The 18,455-nt window shown below is 61.9% G+C and carries 17 protein-coding genes; 6 read left to right on the top strand and 11 right to left on the bottom strand.

Annotated elements, in window-relative coordinates; genetic code table 11:
* Positions 1-20 precede the first annotated feature (20 nt).
* Positions 21-1,301, bottom strand: a complete 1,281-nt coding sequence (gene fabF, locus ACFE8X_RS13515) for a beta-ketoacyl-ACP synthase II (protein WP_375452006.1) — start codon at positions 1,299-1,301, stop codon at positions 21-23.
* Positions 1,302-1,470: 169 nt separating this feature from the next.
* Here fabF and ACFE8X_RS13510 point away from each other — a divergent pair, with 169 nt between their 5' ends.
* The 3 genes from ACFE8X_RS13510 to ACFE8X_RS13500 all read left to right on the top strand — a co-directional run bounded on the left by ACFE8X_RS13510 (position 1,471) and on the right by ACFE8X_RS13500 (position 4,786).
* On the top strand, positions 1,471-2,682 hold the full coding sequence (locus tag ACFE8X_RS13510) for an NADP-dependent isocitrate dehydrogenase (RefSeq protein WP_375452005.1): 1,212 nt from the start codon (positions 1,471-1,473) through the stop codon (positions 2,680-2,682).
* A 196-nt stretch (positions 2,683-2,878) separates the two neighbouring features.
* Positions 2,879-3,811, top strand: a complete 933-nt coding sequence (locus ACFE8X_RS13505) for a DMT family transporter (RefSeq protein ID WP_375452004.1) — start codon at positions 2,879-2,881, stop codon at positions 3,809-3,811.
* Positions 3,812-3,901: 90 nt separating this feature from the next.
* Positions 3,902-4,786 (top strand): DMT family transporter, encoded by an 885-nt coding sequence (locus ACFE8X_RS13500; RefSeq protein ID WP_375452003.1) that lies wholly within the window; start codon positions 3,902-3,904, stop codon positions 4,784-4,786.
* A 48-nt stretch (positions 4,787-4,834) separates the two neighbouring features.
* Here the strand turns inward: ACFE8X_RS13500 and alaS are convergent, their stop codons facing one another.
* Entirely contained in the window at positions 4,835-7,477 is a 2,643-nt protein-coding gene (gene alaS / locus ACFE8X_RS13495) for an alanine--tRNA ligase (RefSeq protein ID WP_375452002.1), read from the bottom strand.
* A 207-nt stretch (positions 7,478-7,684) separates the two neighbouring features.
* On the bottom strand, positions 7,685-8,761 hold the full coding sequence (recA, locus tag ACFE8X_RS13490; protein ID WP_375452001.1) for a recombinase RecA: 1,077 nt from the start codon (positions 8,759-8,761) through the stop codon (positions 7,685-7,687).
* Positions 8,762-9,017: 256 nt separating this feature from the next.
* Here recA and araD1 point away from each other — a divergent pair, with 256 nt between their 5' ends.
* Positions 9,018-10,013: an AraD1 family protein gene (gene araD1 / locus ACFE8X_RS13485; protein ID WP_375452000.1), complete on the top strand. Its 996-nt coding sequence runs from the start codon at positions 9,018-9,020 to the stop codon at positions 10,011-10,013.
* 79 nt (positions 10,014-10,092) lie between these two features.
* Positions 10,093-11,112 (top strand): aldo/keto reductase, encoded by a 1,020-nt coding sequence (locus ACFE8X_RS13480; RefSeq protein WP_375451999.1) that lies wholly within the window; start codon positions 10,093-10,095, stop codon positions 11,110-11,112.
* Positions 11,113-11,124: 12 nt separating this feature from the next.
* On the opposite strand, the gene ACFE8X_RS13475 is transcribed toward ACFE8X_RS13480, so the two are convergent.
* The 8 genes from ACFE8X_RS13475 to flgB all read right to left on the bottom strand — a co-directional run bounded on the left by ACFE8X_RS13475 (position 11,125) and on the right by flgB (position 17,588).
* Positions 11,125-11,520, bottom strand: coding sequence for a DUF2237 family protein (locus ACFE8X_RS13475; RefSeq protein WP_375451998.1), 396 nt, complete (start codon positions 11,518-11,520; stop codon positions 11,125-11,127).
* The gene (gene cckA, locus ACFE8X_RS13470; protein WP_375451997.1) at positions 11,517-14,078 is read right to left on the bottom strand and encodes a cell cycle histidine kinase CckA; all 2,562 of its coding nucleotides are present in this window, start codon (positions 14,076-14,078) and stop codon (positions 11,517-11,519) included. The genes ACFE8X_RS13475 and cckA overlap by 4 nt, the downstream gene beginning before the upstream one ends.
* Before the next feature lie 141 nt (positions 14,079-14,219).
* On the bottom strand, positions 14,220-15,305 hold the full coding sequence (gene flhB, locus ACFE8X_RS13465; RefSeq protein ID WP_375451996.1) for a flagellar biosynthesis protein FlhB: 1,086 nt from the start codon (positions 15,303-15,305) through the stop codon (positions 14,220-14,222).
* Entirely contained in the window at positions 15,305-16,078 is a 774-nt protein-coding gene (fliR, locus tag ACFE8X_RS13460; RefSeq protein ID WP_375451995.1) for a flagellar biosynthetic protein FliR, read from the bottom strand. The genes flhB and fliR overlap by 1 nt, the downstream gene beginning before the upstream one ends.
* Positions 16,079-16,082: 4 nt before the next feature.
* Positions 16,083-16,349, bottom strand: coding sequence for a flagellar biosynthesis protein FliQ (gene fliQ / locus ACFE8X_RS13455; RefSeq protein ID WP_375451994.1), 267 nt, complete (start codon positions 16,347-16,349; stop codon positions 16,083-16,085).
* A gap of 69 nt (positions 16,350-16,418) precedes the next feature.
* Positions 16,419-16,745, bottom strand: coding sequence for a flagellar hook-basal body complex protein FliE (gene fliE, locus ACFE8X_RS13450; protein WP_375451993.1), 327 nt, complete (start codon positions 16,743-16,745; stop codon positions 16,419-16,421).
* A gap of 12 nt (positions 16,746-16,757) precedes the next feature.
* Positions 16,758-17,171, bottom strand: a complete 414-nt coding sequence (gene flgC, locus ACFE8X_RS13445; RefSeq protein WP_375451992.1) for a flagellar basal body rod protein FlgC — start codon at positions 17,169-17,171, stop codon at positions 16,758-16,760.
* A gap of 9 nt (positions 17,172-17,180) precedes the next feature.
* Positions 17,181-17,588 (bottom strand): flagellar basal body rod protein FlgB, encoded by a 408-nt coding sequence (gene flgB, locus ACFE8X_RS13440; RefSeq protein WP_375451991.1) that lies wholly within the window; start codon positions 17,586-17,588, stop codon positions 17,181-17,183.
* Between the two features lie 170 nt (positions 17,589-17,758).
* Here flgB and ACFE8X_RS13435 point away from each other — a divergent pair, with 170 nt between their 5' ends.
* Positions 17,759-18,421 carry a flagellar biosynthetic protein FliO gene (locus ACFE8X_RS13435; protein ID WP_375451990.1) on the top strand — a complete coding sequence of 221 codons (663 nt, stop codon included), beginning with the start codon at positions 17,759-17,761 and terminating at the stop codon, positions 18,419-18,421.
* Positions 18,422-18,455: the final 34 nt, after the last annotated feature.

Raw genomic sequence — 18,455 nt, 5'->3', positions numbered from 1 at the left:
GGCCATTGCCATTGAAGGCGTCAGGCGCGGCTGAACACCAGCGCTGCGTTCACGCCCCCAAAACCAAAGGCATTCACCAGCACATGCCGCAGGTCCTTGGCCTTCGCGGTATTCGGCACCAGATCGAACCGGTCGGCCGCCTCGTCCGGCTCCTCCAGATTGAGCGTGGCCGGCACCATGCCGTGCCGGATCGCCTCGACCGCGATGATCGCCGCCAGCGCTCCTGCAGCGCCCAGCAGATGTCCGGTCGCCGACTTTGTTGCCGTCACCGCCAAATCCTTGCCGCGGCCGGCAAAGACCGCCCCAATGCCCGCAATCTCGGCCGCGTCGCCGACTTCGGTCGAGGTTGAATGCGCATTGACATAGTCGATATCTGCCGGCCCCAGCTGCGCCATCTTCAGTGCGTTGCGCATCGCCGTCTGCGCGCCGGCACCGTCGGGTGAACCCGAGGTCAGGTGATAGGCGTCCGCCGATGTGCCATAGCCCGACAACACCGCCAGCGGCGTCGCGCCGCGCGCCTTGGCATGGCTCAGCTTTTCGATCACGAGGATGGCCGCGCCTTCCGATAGCACAAAGCCGTCGCGCCTGGCGTCGAACGGTCGCGACGCCTTCGTCGGATCATCGTTGAACGCCGTCGACAGCGCCCGCGACGCGCCAAAACCGCCGATGGAGATCGGATCGACCGAGCCTTCGGCACCCCCCACGATCGCGACGTCCGCCTCCCCCGTCATGATCAGCCGCATGCCGTCGCCGATCGCCTGGGCGGATGCAGCGCAGGCGGTGACCGGCGCACCAAGCGGACCCTTGAAACCATACCGGATCGAAATCCAGCCCGCCGCCAGGTTGGCCAGAAACGACGGCACCGTGAACGGCGACAATCGCCGCGGGCCGCGTTCGGCAATCAACTGCGCCGCCTTGGCCATCACCGGCGACCCGCCAACGCCCGAACCGATGATCGTTGCCGTCGCGCCGCGCTCGTCCTCGGTCTGGGGCGACCAGCCGGACTGGGCGATCGCCTCCGCAGCCGCCACCAATCCATACTGGATGAACAGGTCCATCTTCTTGATGTCCTTGGCATCGACCGCCACCAGCGGATCGAACCCCTCTGGGTCCTTGTCCTTGCTCGGAACCAGCCCGGCGATACGGGCGGTGAAATCCGCCGTGTCGAACCGATCGTTGTGAACGATGCCGCTCTGGCTCGCGATCAACCGCTGCCAGTTTACCCCCACCCCCACGCCCAGCGGGGACACCACGCCCATTCCAGTCACGACGATCGGATCGGCCTTGTCGGAGATAAGCATACCATTTCCTATGTTTTTTCGAATGCGCCCGCCGATGTAAGCCCGCCTCGTGGCAACATCAAGCTGGCAAGCCCCCATGCCGAGCCGGCCTTTGCGCTTTGTGCTGGCGATGCTATACGGGCGCGAAGCTGGCCGAGGGGCCGAACGCAGCATTTTAGGGAGCTATTGCATGAGCAAGATCAAAGTCGCCAACCCGATCGTCGATCTCGACGGCGACGAGATGACCCGGATCATCTGGCAGGCGATCAAGGACAAGCTCATCCATCCCTATCTCGATCTGCCGATCGAATATTACGATCTGTCGGTGGAAAGCCGCGATGCCACCAATGATCAGATCACCATAGACTCCGCCAAGGCCATCCAGAAATACGGCGTCGGCATCAAATGCGCCACCATCACCCCCGACGAGCAGCGCGTCGAGGAATTCAAGCTCAAGAAGATGTGGAAGTCGCCCAATGGTACGATCCGCAACATTCTGGGCGGCGTCATCTTTCGCGAGCCCATCATCTGCAAGAACGTGCCGCGCCTCGTCCCCGGCTGGACGCAGCCCATCATCATCGGCCGCCATGCCTTCGGCGATCAGTATCGCGCCACCGATTTCACCTTCCCCGGCAAAGGCACCTTGACCATCAAATTCACCGGCGAAGATGGCCAGGTCATCGAGCACGAAGTGTTCCAGGCCCCGGGCGCTGGTGTTGCCATGGCCATGTACAACCTCGACGACTCGATCCGCGATTTTGCCTATTCAAGCTTCAACTATGCGCTCGACCGCGGCGTGCCCTGCTATCTCTCCACCAAGAACACCATCCTCAAGACCTATGACGGCCGCTTCAAGGACATCTTCCAGGAAATCTACGAGGCCGAGTTCAAGGAAAAATACGAGGCCAAGAAGATCTGGTACGAGCATCGCCTGATCGACGACATGGTCGCATCCGCCCTCAAGTGGAGCGGCGGCTACGTCTGGGCGTGCAAGAACTATGATGGCGACGTGCAGTCCGATATCGTCGCCCAGGGCTTTGGCTCGCTGGGCCTCATGACCTCGGTTCTGGCAACCCCGGATGGCAGAATCGTCGAGGCCGAGGCCGCCCACGGCACCGTCACCCGTCACTACCGCCAGCATCAGGCTGGCAAGGAAACCTCGACCAATTCCACCGCCTCCATCTTCGCCTGGACCCGCGGCCTGGCCCATCGCGCCAAGCTCGATGATAACGAAGCGCTGAAGACCTTTGCCCTCACGCTCGAAAAAGTCACGGTCGACACCATCGAAGAAGGCAAAATGACCAAGGATCTCTCCCTGCTCGTCGGTCCCGATCAGCCTTGGCTCTCGACCATCGGTTTCCTCGACGCGATCGATCAGAACCTGCAAAAGGCCATGGCCTAAGCCAAGCCGCACGGCGCTTGGGGCGGCGCATTGCGCGCCGTCTTATCCGGTCATCGTCGGCTTGTCGCATGGCTATGTTTGGTAGGCTGGCGGTGCCGACCATTCGACATCATCGTTCGAGCGTTGCGGTCGACGCGGATGTTGCGCCCGACGAGCCTGACGGTCTCTCCTTAGTTCTCCAGCCATCGGTAGTGTCATGCCCGTCGGGGTGCTGTTCGCGGTTTGCGCCTATTCGATCTATTCCGGTGGCGACGCCGTCATCAAAGGCTTCGGCACGTCGCTCAGCGTGTTTGAAATCAGCTTCTTCGTCGCGCTGTTTTCGTTGCTGCCGGCCATGTTCGTCAAACCCAAAAACGAACGCTGGCGCGACGCGTTTCGCCTGGTGCACCCTCGCCTGGTGCATCTGCGCTCCTTCAGCGGCGTCGTGTCGTCCATTCTGGTCACCTATGCGTTCGTCAACATTCCCTTTGCCGAAACCTATTCGCTCGTCTTCATGATGCCCCTGTTCATTACCCTGCTCTCCGTCCTCCTGCTCAAGGAGGCAGTGGACGGCACGCGGTGGACTTTGCTGATCATCGGGTTTTGCGGCGTCATGCTGGTGGTCCGTCCAGGCTTTCGTGAACTCGAACCGGGCCATCTGGCGGCAGTCGGCTGCGCCCTGTTTGGCGCCACCACGACGACGGTTCTGCGCGTCGTTGCCAGCGTCGAAAAGCGCGTGAGCCTGATTGCCGTGCCGGCCCTGTATCTGCTCACGGTCAATGCCGTGCTGATGATCCCCGGCTTCATCGTGCCGACACCGGCTCAACTGGCCCTGTTGGCCTTGAGCGGCAGCCTGGTTGGAGGCGGCCATATCCTGTTGATCGCCGCGACCCGCAACGCTCCTGCCAGCCAGGTCGCGCCGGTGCAGTATATCCAGATACTCTGGGCCATTGGCCTTGGCTCATTCTTTTATGGCGAACATCCGGACTTGGCTGCTTATGCCGGCATGGCGGTCGTAACGTTGTCGGGCCTGGTCAATGTCGTGCTTGACGGTACCCGCGCCCGTGTCGCCGGCCGCTTCGCCGAATACCGCGCGCGCCGACCCGCTTCGCCGACAGATATAGCCGAAGTTCAGGGACCCGAAATCTAGAATTGGCAGGACTTTAGCCATCGACGCGACGCCCCGACGCTTGTATGGTAGGCCAATCCCCACCTGAACTCCTCATATCCGGACTGTTCGATGCCGATCGGCGTCATTCTTGCGTTTCTGGCCTATGCCAGCTTTTCCATGGGCGATGCGCTGATCAAGGCCATCGGGCCGGGCTTCACAGTCTTCGAGATCGCGTTTTTCACCGCCGGCTTTTCCATCATACCTCTGGCGCTGACCAACCGGCACGAACGCTGGCGCGACATGTTGCAGATGAAGCACCCCTATCTGGTGCAAATGCGCTGCGTAACCGCTATCTGCGCCACCGCTTGCGTGATGTACGCCTTTACCCACATCGCCTTCGCCGAAGTCTATGCCATCGCCTTCACCACGCCGATTTTCGTGACCCTGCTGTCGGTGCTCGTGCTCAAGGAACACGTAACCCCATTGCGCTGGGCACTGCTGCTGATCGGCTTTGCCGGCGTGCTCCTGGTGGTGCGCCCAGGCTTTCGCGCGCTGGAACTTGGCCATCTCGTGGCCTTCGTCAGCACCATCTTTGGCGCCATCACCACGATCATCCTGCGCCACATCGCCCCACACGAAAAACGCGTCAGCCTGGTCGGCGTGGTCGTCCTCTATTCGGTGGTGTTTAACGGGCTGATGATGCTGCCCAGCTTCGTCTGGCCGAACTGGGAGCAATTTGGCACCCTGGCCCTGTGCGGCGCCTTCGGCGGCGTCGGCGGCTTGCTGCTGATCGCGGCGACCAAGGCCACGCCCGCCAATCTGATCGCGCCGGTGCAATATAGCCAACTGATCTGGGGCATTCTCTTGGGCGCCGCTGTCTATCGCGAATTTCCCGACGCGGTAGCCATCGTCGGCGTCTTCGTGGTTCTCGGCGCGGGGCTGATGAACGTGCTCGACGAAAAAACTAAGATCCGCTGGAAACCGCGCGTCTTCTTCTTCCGGAGCGGCTTGTGAGCCAATCGGCTGCGCCTGTGGGGCGGCAGCCGGTATGTCCGCCAAAACCTATAGCGCGGCGCGGATAGCTGCCAGGGCCTCGTGGGCCTTGCCTGCATCGGGTCCGCCGGCTTGCGCCATGTCCGGCCGCCCGCCACCACCCTGCCCGCCCAACGCCGCCGACCCGACCCGCACCAGATCCACGGCCGAAACCCGGCTGACCAAATCCTCCGTTACGCCTACCGCCAACCCGGCTTTGCCATCCTCGGTAAGGCCGATGACCGCGACCACGCCCGAACCGACCTGCTTTTTGGTCTGGTCCACCAGTCCGCGCAAATCCTTGGGCTGCAATCCGTCCACGATCCGCCCGACGAAAGCCAATCCGTTGATGGTCTCGGCTTCAGCCGAAGCCCCGGGACCCGCGCCTCCCATGGCGAGTTTCTGCTTGGTATCGCTCAGCGCCCGGTCGGCGCGCTTGAGTTGGTCCTGCAGCGCCGCAATGCGATCCAGCACGTCATGGCTCTGCGTGCGCAACAACGAGGCCGCCGACTCGACGATGGCGACATTGACATTGCCCCGCTGTCGCGCGGCTTTGCCCGTCAGCGCCTCGATCCGGCGCACGCCGGCACCGACCGCGCTTTCCGCCACGATGGAAATCAGCCCGATATCGCCCGTTCGCCCCACATGCGTGCCGCCGCACAGTTCCACGGACCAGCCCAGGCCGTTGCCGGTTGGCTCGCCCATGGCGACAACGCGCACTTCATCCCCATACTTTTCGCCAAACAGCGCCCGCGCCCCGGAATCCTTGGCCTCTTCCACACCCATCAGGCGCGTTTCCACCGCCGTATTCTGCAGCACGATGGTGTTGGCGATATCCTCGACTTCCGCCAGTTCCTGCGGGCTCACCGCCTTGGTATGCACAAAATCGAACCGTAACCGATCCGCCGCCACCATCGAGCCTTTTTGCGCCACGTGATCGCCCAGCACCAGGCGAAGCGCCTCATGCAGCAAATGCGTCGCCGAATGATTGGCGCGAATGGCCGAACGGCGTTCGTGATCGACCAGCAGTTCCAGCGCCTGGCCTTTTTTGAGCGAGCCCTGGCTTACGGTGACCCGGTGCGCGAACACGCCATGATGCTTTTGCGTTTCCAGCACCTCCGCCGCTACGCCGTCGCCCTTGATGGCCCCGCTGTCGCCAACCTGACCGCCACTTTCGCCATAAAACGGGGTCTGGTTGAGCACGACGAAACCCTCGTCGCCGGCCGCCAACGTATCGACAACGACGCCGCCCTTGACCAGCGCCGTGATTTCGCCCTCGGCGCGTTCGGTCTCGTAGCCAAGGAACTCGGTTGGCCCGAGGCTGTCGGCCAATCCATACCACACTGCATCGGTCGCGGCCTCGCCCGAACCCGACCAGCTCTTGCGCGCCTCGGCCTTCTGCCGCGCCATCGCCGCATCGAACCCAACCTGATCGACGGCGATGCCCCGTGTCCGCAAGGCGTCCTGCGTCAGATCGAGCGGGAAGCCGTACGTGTCGTAAAGCTTGAACGCGGTATCCCCAGCCAGGGTATCGCCGTCGCCAAAACTCCGGGTTTCGTCGGCCAAAATCTGCAGGCCGCGGCCTAGCGTCTTGAGGAACCGGCCTTCCTCGAGCCGGATCGTCTCGGCGATCATCGCCTCGCCGCGCACGAGTTCGGGATAGGCCTGGCCCATCTCTCGCACCAGCACCGGCACCAGCTTGTAGATTGCCGGCTCTTCCGTGCCCAGCAGCGTCGCGTGCCGCATGGCCCGGCGCATGATGCGGCGCAGCACATAACCGCGCCCTTCATTGGACGGCAACACGCCTTCGGCGATCAGAAACGACATCGAGCGCAAATGATCGGCGATGACGCGAAGGCTGCGATTGCCCCCGCCATCGACATCGGCACCGGTGACCGAAGCAGCCGAACTGATCAGCGCCTTGAACAGGTCAATCTGGTAGCTATCCGAAGTCCCCTGCATGACGGCCGCCATGCGCTCCAGCCCCATGCCGGTATCGATCGAGGGGCGCGGCAAGCGCACGCGATTGCCCGCCGCGTCCTGGTCGAACTGCATGAACACCAGGTTCCACACTTCGGTATAGCGATCACCGTCTTCATCGGCCGAGCCCGGCGGTCCGCCGAACACCTTGTCGCCGTGATCGAAAAAGATCTCGGAATTGGGACCGCACGGACCCGTGTCGCCCATCTGCCAGAAATTGGACTTTGCCCCCAGGCGCACGATGCGGTCGTCGCTCAGGCCGGCAATCTTCTTCCACAGCCCATGGGCTTCGTCGTCATCCTCATAGATCGTGACCGACAACCGATCTTGCGACAGGCCCCACTCGCGCGTTAGCAGCTGCCAGGCCAGTTCGATCGCCTGCGCCTTGAAATAATCGCCGAAGGAAAAATTGCCGAGCATTTCGAAAAAGGTATTGTGCCGGTTGGTAAACCCCACATTGTCCAGATCGTTGTGCTTGCCCCCGGCGCGGACGCATTTCTGCGCTGTCGTCGCCAGCGAATAGGGGCGCTTTTCCGTACCGGTGAACACGTTCTTGAACTGCACCATCCCCGAATTAGTGAACATCAGCGTCGGATCGTTGCGCGGCACGAGCGGGCTCGAGGCCACTCTCTCATGCCCGTTGCGGGCAAAGTAATCGACAAAACTCGACCGGATTTCGTTTACGCTCGTCATCAGACACTTTCATCGCGAAATTAGCGCAGGAGGCGGCGCCGCAAAAGGTAGGGCTTTCTATCGCGGGCTCGCCCGCCCTGTCCAGCATCGCTGCTGCGGCCTTGCCCCATCAGACCCAGAAAAATGCCGGAGTCCAAACGCCGGCGTCAAAACGCAAAAAAAGGGCTGCGCTTGCGCACCACCCTTTGGTCCCTGCATGGGATAGTTCTATTCGGCGTCGCTTGAGCTATCCTCGTCGCCGGCAACCGCCAACAGCACTTCGCCCAACAGACCTGAGCTTTCGCGAACGCCCTGCTCGATCGTTGCCGCAACGGCCGGATTGTCCTTGAGGAACTGGCGCGAATTCTCGCGCCCCTGCCCCAGCCGCTGGCTGTCATAGGAGAACCAGGCGCCCGCCTTCTCGACGATGCCGCTCTTGACTCCGAGATCGAGCAGTTCGCCGGTCTTGGAAATGCCTTCGCCATACATGATGTCGAATTCAACCTGGCGGAACGGCGGCGCCAACTTGTTCTTAACCACCTTGACGCGGGTCTGGTTGCCGACGATTTCTTCGCGGTCCTTGATCGCGCCAATGCGGCGAATGTCGAGCCGCACCGAAGCATAGAACTTGAGTGCATTGCCGCCCGTAGTGGTCTCGGGTGACCCATACATCACCCCAATTTTCATGCGGATCTGGTTGATGAAAATGACCAGGCACTTGGATTTCGAAATTGAACCCGTCAGCTTGCGCATGGCCTGGCTCATCAGGCGGGCCTGCAAGCCCGGCAGCGAGTCGCCCATTTCGCCTTCGAGCTCGGCCCGCGGCGTCAGCGCCGCCACCGAGTCGACAACCAGCACATCGATCGCACCCGAGCGCACCAGCGTATCGGTGATTTCCAGCGCCTGCTCGCCGGCATCAGGCTGCGAGATCAACAGGTCATCGATATTGACACCCAGCTTGCGGGCATAAATGGGATCCAACGCATGCTCGGCATCGACAAAGGCACAAATGCCGCCTGCGCGCTGCGCTTCGGCGATGACATGCAATGCCAAAGTGGTCTTGCCCGAGCTTTCCGGCCCGAAAATCTCAACGATACGGCCCTTCGGCAATCCACCAATGCCCAGCGCGATATCGAGGCCCAGCGAACCGGTGGAAATCGACTCGACCTCGATCGAGGCACTTTCGCCAAGGCGCATGATTGAGCCCTTACCGAAATTGCGCTCGATCTGGCTGAGAGCTGCCGCGAGCGCCTTGTCCTTATCCATCGGTCCACCCTCAACAACGCGAAGCGGCGAGCTAGCCATGATTCTCTCCTTATTTCACGCTCTAAAGGGGCTGGCAACGCGCCAAGGCCGAACTCAGTCGTGCATCCAATGTGCCCTATTTGTTCTCATTTTGTTTCACGCGTCAAGAGCCGTTTTGCGATTCGAGCGGGAAAATGCCAGCCTATCGTGACCTAATCCATTAATCATACAAATTGGGGCTTGCCCGAGACAAGCATCTTGCGTTTTATGCGCCCCAACGGGCCCGAGCCAGGGCGTAAAGGGCGGGAGCCAAGCCATGAACCTCATTCAGTTTTTCGATTTGCATGGCGAACGTGCCGTTGCCCAGGTCGACGGCGATGGTGCCCGGCAGATCACTGGTGCCCACAGCGTTTATGAACTCGCCACCGCCGCACTGGCCCGCAATATGGGGATTGGCGCCCTGATTGCCGAAAAAGGCCTGGGCGCCGCGGTCGACAAGGCGGCGGTTCTGGCTGAGGGCCGCATGTTGGCCCCGGTCGATCATCCCGATCCTGCCCATCTCTACGTCACCGGCACCGGCCTCACCCATCTCGGTTCAGCCTCGACGCGCGACGCCATGCACAAGGCCAATGGCACCAAGACCGAAGACACCCTGACGGATTCCATGAAGATGTTCCAGATGGGCCTGGAAAACGGCAAGCCGGCCGATGGCACCAAGGGCGTGCAGCCCGAATGGTTCTACAAGGGCAATGGCTATACCGTCGTCAATCCGGGCCATCCGATCCCTTCCCCAGCCTTTGCGCGCGACGCTGGCGAAGAGCCCGAAATCGCCGGGATTTACGTCATCGATCAGAACGGCCAGCCCCGCCGCCTGGGCTTTGCCCTCGCCAACGAGTTTTCCGATCACGTCACCGAGCGCGTCAATTACCTGTATCTTGCGCATTCCAAGCTGCGCGCCTGTGCCTTCGGGCCGGAATTGCGCGTCGGCGACCTTCCCTCCCATATCGAGGGCATGTCCCGCATCAGGCGCGACGGACAGGTGATCTGGGAGAAGCCGTTCCTGTCCGGCGAGAACAATATGAGCCACACCATCGCCAATCTCGAATATCACCACTTCAAATATGATCTGTTCCGCAATCCCGGCGATATTCACGTCCACATGTTCGGCACTGCAACACTGAGCTTTGCCGATGGCATCGTCACCCAGCCCAACGATGTGTTCGAAATCGAAGAGACCCAGTTCGGCGCGCCCCTGCGCAATCCGATCCGCATCGAAGCCGACCGTCCGGTAATCGTCGGTAATTTGTACTAAGCCGCCTGGGCAAATTTTGTCCGCCGGCTTTACGCCGCCCGACTAACATGTCAGTTCTCCCTCTGTCGGAGGGACCATCATGACCAGGCTCAATTTCGAGAAACGCCGCGTTGGCAAGACCGCGCTCGAGGTAACGACGCTCGGTCTGGGCGGCGCCTCGCTGGCCGGCATCTTTACCGGCGTTTCCCCCGATCAGGCCCGCGCCACAATTGGCCACGCACTCGACCGCGGCATAAATTACTGTGACACAGCCCCCCAATATGGGCTCGGCCGGTCCGAGCATCTGGTGGGCGACGTGCTGCGCGAACGGCGCGCCGAAACCGTATTGTCGACCAAGGTCGGCCGATTGCTGCAGCCGGTCAGTCCCGACATGCAGGACAAGGGCAATTGGGTCGATCCCCTGCCCTTCGATCAGGTTTATGACTATTCCTATGACGGCGTGATGCGCTCGTTCGAGGATAGCCTGCAGCGCCTTGGCGTGAACGCCGTGGATATCGTTTATGTCCACGATATCGGCGTCGCCACCCATGGCGTGGAGGCCAACGCCCATTTCTGGCAGCAGCTTGCCACCGGCGGCTACAAGGCGCTGCGGCAATTGCGCGACGGTGGCGTGATCAAGGCCATCGGCCTGGGCGTCAACGAGTGGGAGGTACTGATGGACGCCTTTGCGCTCGGCGATTGGGACGTGTTCCTGCTGGCCGGCCGCTACACGCTGCTCGAACAAACCTCGCTTGACCCGTTTCTCACGACCTGCATCGAGCGGGGCGCTTCAGTCGTCGTGGGTGGCCCATTCAATTCAGGCATTCTGGTGGGCGGCGGCACCTTCAACTATGCCAAGGCCCCCGATGAGATCGTCGCCAGGGTCAAGGCTATTGAGGCAATTTGCGCCCGCTTCAACGTGCCCCTGCCCGCTGCTGCGCTACAATTTCCATTAACGCATCCGGCTGTATGCAACGTCCTGCCCGGGCCGCGCTCGCCGGCCGAACTCGACGGCATCCTCGACTGGTGGCAGATCGACATTCCCGGCGAACTCTGGACGACCCTGGCGGCAGACGGATTGCTGGCGCCCGGAACGCCCATCCCCGGCGGCACCGCCTGAGCCAAACCCGGATCAATTCAAGTCCAGCGCATGGGCCTTGAGATCCTTGAGCGCGATAAGCTCGAGCACCGCCCGATTGGTCGATCGCAATACCACGCGCGGCGCCTTGCCGGCCGCAAAGGCCTGTGCCCAGCGTTCCGCCACGAGGCACCAGCGGTCGCCCGCGCGAAGGCCTGGAAACGAGAACTCCGGTCGCGCCGAGCTCAGGTCATTACCGACCGATGCCGAATAGCCCAGAAAGTCGTCGCTCGCCTCAATGCACACCAGGTGGCGAGCAGCACTGTCCGGCCCGGCCGCGCAATAGCCGGTTCGGAAAAAACCGGTCAGCGGATCGGTCGAACACGGCTCCAATGGCTCCCCAAGCACGTTGAACTCCGCCGGTCCTTCGATACGCCCGGCTATATTCACGCGTCGGCGTCCTTGTCGATCTTTTGCAGCACTTCCTTGACCTTGGTATTGATCTGGTCGAGCGAATAGGGCTTGGGCAAAAATTCAACGCTCTGATCATCCTCGATATCGCGGCGCACGCTTTCCTCGGCATAGCCGGACACAAAGATCACCTTGAGGTTCGGCATCGTCTTGCGCACATGCTTGAGCAGCGTCGGACCGTCCATTTCCGGCATCACGACATCCGAGATCATCAGGTCGACCTTGAAATCGAGATCCTCGAGCACTTCCAGCGCCTCTTCGCCGCCATCGGCCTCGAACACCTCATAGCCCGTAGTGCGCAGCGCCCGCGCGGAAAACGCCCGCACGCTCTCTTCGTCTTCCACGATCAGGATACGCTCATGCCCGGTCAGATCGCGCACCGGGGCCGCCACGATGACCTTTTCGGCTTCGACCTGATCATGGGGCGGCAGGTAGATCTTGAACGTCGTGCCTACGCCGACCACGGAGACCGGATAGATGAAGCCCTCGGTCTGCTTGACGATGCCATAAACCGTCGACAGACCCAGTCCGGTCCCCTTGCCCAATTCCTTGGTGGTAAAGAACGGCTCGAAGATTTTTTCGATGATGTCCGGGCTCATGCCCGTGCCGGTATCCTGCACTTCGATCAGCACATAGTCGGCCGCCACCATACCCTTGAAGGTCAGCCGTTCGGCCTCCTGTCTGGTCACGTTACCGGTCCGCAGCGTGATCGTGCCGCCACCAGGCATGGCATCGCGCGCATTGACCACCAGATTGATGATTACCTGTTCCAACTGCACCAGATCGGCGCGCACCGGCCAGATATTGCGGCCATGTTCGACCTGCAGCGTGTTTTTCTCCCCGATCATGCGCTTGAGCAGCACGGTCAGATCATCCACGATCAGCGGCAGTTCGAGCACTTGCGGCCGTAACGTCTGCTGGCGCGAGAATGCCAGCAACTGCCGGGTCAGGCCCGCCGCCCGGTTGGCATTCTGCTTGATCTGCATCAATTCGCTGAACGAGGGATCGCCCGGCTTGTGCTTGAGCAGCAGCAGATCGGAAAAGCCGATGATGGCAGTCAAGAGATTGTTGAAATCGTGCGCGACGCCGCCAGCCAACTGCCCTACTGCCTGCATTTTCTGGCTTTGGGCGAATTGGGCTTCCAGCTTGCGCTGGTCGGTCATGTCCAGCGCATAGACATTGACCTGCTCGGGCGAGCCCGCGCTCATCTCCGAGCCGGATACATAAAGCCGGACGGCGTGATCGCCCTCGGCGTTGAGCAGCGCATCGACCGGCTCGATCTCGGACTGATGTGCCGCCGCATCCTTGATCGCCCGGGCAAACTTCTCTCGGCTACCCTCCCCGATCAAATCGGTCAGCGGCTGCAGTTCCAGGCTTTTTTCCTCACCCGACCATTTGAAGATGCGCCCGAACGGCGCATTGGTGCGAACGATGCGGCCCTCGACATCAAGCGTCGCAATGGCAAACGGCGTATCGTTGAAAAAGCGCGAGAACCGCACTTCGGCCGCCCGCAATTCTTCCTCGATGTCCGGCGCGCTGGACCGGTCGAGCACCAGCGTGCGCGTCTCGCCCAATTCGCCATCGGCCATGCGCGCTGCCCGATGCAGCATCCGGACGGGAAAACTGGTGCCATTGCGGCGCACCAGGTCGATATCGATGATCTCGGTGCGGATTTCCCCATCGCCGCGCCCGCGCATCAGCAGGCTGGCGCCATCGCCGCGCACGATATCGCCCAGGCTCAGATGCCCCGAATTGAACTCGGCCAGATCGTAGCCAAGCCAGTCGGTCAGTGTCGAATTGAGATACTGGATCGCGCCGCGGGCATCGGCCGAGAAAAAACCCGCCGGAGAATGATCCAGGTAATCGATGGCCCGCTGCAGGTCGCGGAACGCGCTTTCGTTGTTGTCGCGATCGCGGGTGATGTCCTCGACGGTCCAGATGCTGAGCGGTTTCTTGACCTCGTCGGTTTCCGGCAGTGGCCGCACGGCCACGCGATACCAGAATGCCCGCGCGCTTTCCGCGGCCGATCCGCCCAGCCCGCCGACCAGCCGGATATCCTCGACCGCGGCCCGCCCATCCTTGGCCGCTCGCGACAGGCGATAGATCGCTTCGCTTGCTTCCGATTGCCCCGCGAACAGCCGCGGCACGCCCACCGGCACGCCATTGCTCATGCCGCCGGCAAAAGTGCCGTAGTGCCCGTTGACATAGGAAATCTTGCCGTCCCGATCGGCCACCATCGCGCCATAGGGCAGGCTGTCGACCACCGCGCGGGACACTGTCCTGCGCTCCTCGGTGCCGCCGAACCGGAACAGCCCGGCAGCCAGCCCGAACAGGCAGAAGACCCCGACCACGGCGAGCAGGCCGACAAAGGTAATGACCCAGTCGCCCGGAATCCGGTCACCGAACACCGAGAACACCACCGCCACCACCACGAGCGCCAGACCCAGGGCGGCCACGCGCCAAACGCCGGCATTGCTGCGCGCGGAAGTGATGATCGGTTCCGGATAATTGCCCTCGCCGAGCGGCGTCGATGTCATGGCTGGTCGCGCTCCGAAGGACAAGGTCGAACGGCCGAATCAGAGGCCGTGTCTAGCTCTACCAAATGACCCGTGCCCCGTGGGAGGGACATGCGCATTTTCTCCATTGTGCGTCCGCTCTGTGGCGCCATAACGACACTTCTACGCGCCGGCGCGCCAGCCGCTCCGCCCCTTGAGGCGCATCACGAAGCCGATGACTTCGGCCACCGCCTTGAAGTGATCTCCCGGGATCACGTCATTGACCTCGACGCTGGCAAACAAGGCCCGGGCCAGCGGCGGATTTTCCACGATCGGCACGTCGTTTTCGGTCGCGACCGACCGGATGCGCAGGGCCACCGCATCGGCGCCCTTGGCGACGCAAACAGGGGCCCGCATGGCCTTGTCGTACTTCAGCGCCACCGCAAAGTGGGTCGGGTTGGTGATGACCACGGTTGCATTGGGCACCGCCGCCATCATGCGCGAGCGCGCCCGCTCCTGCCGCAACTGGCGGATGCGCCCCTTCACCTTGGGGTCGCCCTCCATCTGCTTGTATTCCTCGCGCGTTTCCTGGACCGTCATCATCTGCCGCTTCCACCATTTCTGGCGCTGGTAGATGAAATCGGCCAGGGCGATGATCGTCACCACCGCTAGCACCGAGGTGAAGATCTTGACTCCAATCTCCTGGAAATCCATCAGGATGACCAGCGGATCGGTCGTCATCATGGTGTCGAGACGGTCGCGTTCGGGCCAGATGGTGAAATACATCGCCGTCCCGACAATGCCGATCTTGGCCAGGCCCTTGCCGAAATTGACCAGTGCCTCGACCGAAAACAGCCGCTTGAATCCAGCGACCGGCGAAACCTTGGAAAATTTCGGCGTAATCGGATCGGCCGACAGCAAGGGCCGATGCTGCACCAGATTGGAGGCAACCGCGCAGGCCGACAAAATGCCGAGCGGCAGCAAGATGATGCCGAGCAGCGACAGCGCCAGCCCATTGAAGAAACTCCCGAAGGCGGCGCCGCCAAGCTCGAACTGATCGGCATTGGTCAACAGGACCTTGAGCGACGCCATCAGGCTCGCGCTGGCCGACGGAGCGATCATGGCGAACACCACGGCCGAGCCCAGCAGCATGAACCAGGTCGTTACCTCCTGGCTCTTGGCCACGTCGCCCTTTTTATGGGCGTCCTCCAGCTTTTTCTGGGACGGGTCCTCGCTTTTGCTGGATTGTTCGGGGGCTTCGTCGGACATTACGAGGCCCCTCGCCACATCGCCAGGTGCTCTTCGAACGCCGAAATGTACCAACCCATCATCATGGTCAGCAGCAGCGCAAACAAAATGAGCCCGCCGATGATATTGGCCGGCATCAGCACGAAAAACACCTGCATCTGCGGCATCAGCCGCGCCAGAACGCCCGCGCCGAGGTTGAACACCAACCCGAACACGATAAACGGCGCCGACATCTGGATGCCGATGACGAAGGCATGCGCCACCGTCCTGATCGCCATTTGCGCGGCGTCGTCGAACATCAGCGGCGTCTGCACGGTGAACACCATGTAGCTGTCATAGGTGGCCGCCAGCGCCACGTGATGCAGGTCGGTGGCAAATATCAGCGCCACCCCGACGAAAGACAGGAAACTGCCGAACACCGCGCCCTGGATGCCGCCCTGCGTCGGGTCCGCCGTCTGCGCCACGCTGAGGCCGGACTGGAAAGCGATGATCGCCCCCGCCACCTGCGTCGCCATTACCGTGATCCGCGCAATGGCGCCCAGCATCAGCCCGATCGCCAGTTCATGGAATATCAGCGCGAAAATCGCCATCGGATCATCCGGCAGCGCCGGAACCACGTTCGCCAGCAGCGGGTAAAGCACCAGCGTGAACGCCAGTGCGAAACTCAGCCGCATCCTGGCCGGGATCATCTGCTCGCCCAGGGCGGGCATCAGCATCAGAATGGCGCCGATACGCGAAAACAGCAGGATATAGACAAACGCGGTCTGCGGCAGCCAGTCGAGCCCGATGGTCAAGCCGTCACCCGCCCACGATGATCATGTCCATCACCCGGCTCATATAACCACCCATGGTGGCGCCGAGAAACGGCAGCGTGATCAGCATGGTCACGAAGATGGCGATAATCTTGGGCACGAAGACCAGGGTCTGCTCCTGGATCTGCGTCAGCGCCTGGAACAGCGAGATGACGACGCCTACCAGCAGGCCCACCACCATCATCGGCGCCGACACGATGATCAGCGTCCAGATGCCGTCGGTCGCGATATCGAGAACTTCGGCGCCGGTCATTGTCGTTCCCTGGGCGGGCGAATCGCTCGCTGGCTCTTGTGTAGCTTAAGCCGCGCCGTGCGGAATATATCAGATCGGCATCCGCATGATTTCCTCATAGGCCGAAATCACCCGGTCACGCACGGTCACCATGCTTTCAATAGCGATCTCAGTCTTGGAGAGGGCCGTGACCATGTCCACTACGTCGGCCTTGCCGTTGACCATGTCCATCGCCATGGCATCGGAGGTTTTGCCGGCGTCGACCACACCTTGCATGCTTTGGGCCAGAAGCTTGCCGAAATCCTGGCCCTGCCCGCTCTGCTGGGCCAACAGGTCGGTGCCCGGCTTGGCGGCCTGCGAGATCAGCCGCGAAGCGTTGCCGTAGGCGGCGGTGGCGGCATTAAGGGGAATGGCCATAGTCTAACTCCTTCAACCGCGCAGGATATCGAGTGTCCGGCCCAGCATTTGCCGGGTGACGGTCACGACGTTCAAATTGGCTTCATAGGTCCGCTGCGCTTCGCGCATGTCCATGGTTTCGATCAGCGAATTGACGTTGGGATATTGCACATAGCCCTTGGCATCGGCTGCCGGATGACCGGGTTCATAACGGCTTTGGAACGGGCTCATGTCGTAACCCAGCCGGCCGACCTCCACGACCTTGCCACCCACGTCCGGATCGAACTTGGTCTCGAACGTCGGCACGCGGCGGCGATAGGGTTCCTCGCCTGGCGTCTTGCCGGCAGAATCCGCATTGGCCAGGTTTTCGGCGATCACCCGCATGCGCGCCGTCTGGGCATGTAGCCCGGTGGCGGCGATCCGCATCGAAGCGTTGAAATCAACCATGATCTACTCCTAGGCCTGCCGGCCCATTGCGGTGCGCAGGATCTTGATCGATTTCTGGTAAATGCTGGTGGCGGCTTGATAATCCATCAGGTTCGTCGTCACCTTCATCATCTCGTCTTCGAGCGACACGCCATTGCCCTCGGGCGTGATCTCGAAATTGGCCATCGCTTGGGCGCCAAAGCTGCTATCGCCTTCGCTCGAGGCAGAAAAATGCATTGGCTGCGTCGCCGTGGTGGTGACGCTGGCCGATGAGAAGGCGCCGAGCTGGTCGGCAAAATCGAATTGCTTGAGGTCGCGGCCCCGGTAACCCGGCGTTTCCGCATTTGCCACATTTTCCGCCAACAGCCCTTGACGCGTCTGGTGCCAGCGCATCTTGTCCGTCAGCGCGGTAAACACCGGCATGTCCAGAAGGCCCATCGGCCACACTCCCGCTAGACTCTAGCAATGGGCAATTCTTGCCGCCCTATGGTTAACCAAGTGTTAACTTTGACGGCTGTTAGTGGTAGCGGCCTCGCAATTTGCATATTTGGTGAGTCTAATCGGCAAAAGCTGCCGGTTTTGGTCGGCGAGTCTCGGAGTTTTAAGCAGTGCAGTTCATTTCCAGCCTCTTTGGCGGCGAAGGCGGTTCCCTCGTGACCGCGCTGTTCGCGCTCGGCGTCGTCCTTGTCCTGATCGTGCTTGCAGTCTGGCTGCTCAAGCTGGTGTTCAACGCATCGGGAAGCATTGCCCGCGGGCGCGACCGGCGGTTGTCGGTCATCGACACCCTGGCGCTCGATCCCAGGCGACAATTGCTGATCATCCGCCGTGACAATGTCGAACATTTGATCCTGACGGGCGGTCCGCAGGATGTGGTGGTCGAAACCGGCATTCCGATCCAGGAGCCGCCAGTGACCCAGACCGGGCGCCGGCCTCTTCCCGTCGTGCCTCGCCGGCCGGTTCCGGCCCGTCCGGCACCGGTCGCCGCGCCGGTTCCGGTGCCCGAGGCGCCGCCCTCCCCGGCGACCGCTATTGAACGCTTGCGCGATTTCGGGCGGCCGGCCGCAGTGCCCGGGCCGAAATCGCTGCGCCATACCGGGCTGATGCGCCAGGTGCCGGTTGTCGAAGCCCCGGTGCAGCGCCCTCAGAATTCAGATCAGCTGGACCACGACTCAGCTAAAGAGGTCGAAGGGCATCCCCAGGCTGGAACCACAGAACTTGACGAACACGACGCCATTATCCGGCGCGAAGAGCGCAAGGCCGACGGTTTCTAGCCGGCGCTATCTGCCTTGGCTTGGGCTCGCCACG

The organism is uncultured Devosia sp. (assembly GCF_964244875.1).
Taxonomy (GTDB): Bacteria; Pseudomonadota; Alphaproteobacteria; order Rhizobiales; family Devosiaceae; genus Devosia.
Note: the sequence above shows the minus strand (reverse complement) of the source record. Positions and strands in the feature narration are given on the sequence as shown.

Excerpts from the sequence above, each read along its gene's own strand:
- fabF (WP_375452006.1), bottom strand. The coding sequence starts at position 1,301 with ATGCTTATCTCCGACAAGGCCGATCCGATCGTCGTGACTGGAATGGGC.
- ACFE8X_RS13510 (WP_375452005.1), top strand. The coding sequence starts at position 1,471 with ATGAGCAAGATCAAAGTCGCCAACCCGATCGTCGATCTCGACGGCGAC.
- ACFE8X_RS13505 (WP_375452004.1), top strand. The coding sequence starts at position 2,879 with ATGCCCGTCGGGGTGCTGTTCGCGGTTTGCGCCTATTCGATCTATTCC.
- ACFE8X_RS13500 (WP_375452003.1), top strand. The coding sequence starts at position 3,902 with ATGCCGATCGGCGTCATTCTTGCGTTTCTGGCCTATGCCAGCTTTTCC.
- alaS (WP_375452002.1), bottom strand. The coding sequence starts at position 7,477 with ATGACGAGCGTAAACGAAATCCGGTCGAGTTTTGTCGATTACTTTGCC.
- recA (WP_375452001.1), bottom strand. The coding sequence starts at position 8,761 with ATGGCTAGCTCGCCGCTTCGCGTTGTTGAGGGTGGACCGATGGATAAG.
- araD1 (WP_375452000.1), top strand. The coding sequence starts at position 9,018 with ATGAACCTCATTCAGTTTTTCGATTTGCATGGCGAACGTGCCGTTGCC.
- ACFE8X_RS13480 (WP_375451999.1), top strand. The coding sequence starts at position 10,093 with ATGACCAGGCTCAATTTCGAGAAACGCCGCGTTGGCAAGACCGCGCTC.
- cckA (WP_375451997.1), bottom strand. The coding sequence starts at position 14,078 with ATGACATCGACGCCGCTCGGCGAGGGCAATTATCCGGAACCGATCATC.
- flhB (WP_375451996.1), bottom strand. The coding sequence starts at position 15,305 with ATGTCCGACGAAGCCCCCGAACAATCCAGCAAAAGCGAGGACCCGTCC.
- fliQ (WP_375451994.1), bottom strand. The coding sequence starts at position 16,349 with ATGACCGGCGCCGAAGTTCTCGATATCGCGACCGACGGCATCTGGACG.
- fliE (WP_375451993.1), bottom strand. The coding sequence starts at position 16,745 with ATGGCCATTCCCCTTAATGCCGCCACCGCCGCCTACGGCAACGCTTCG.
- flgC (WP_375451992.1), bottom strand. The coding sequence starts at position 17,171 with ATGGTTGATTTCAACGCTTCGATGCGGATCGCCGCCACCGGGCTACAT.
- flgB (WP_375451991.1), bottom strand. The coding sequence starts at position 17,588 with ATGGGCCTTCTGGACATGCCGGTGTTTACCGCGCTGACGGACAAGATG.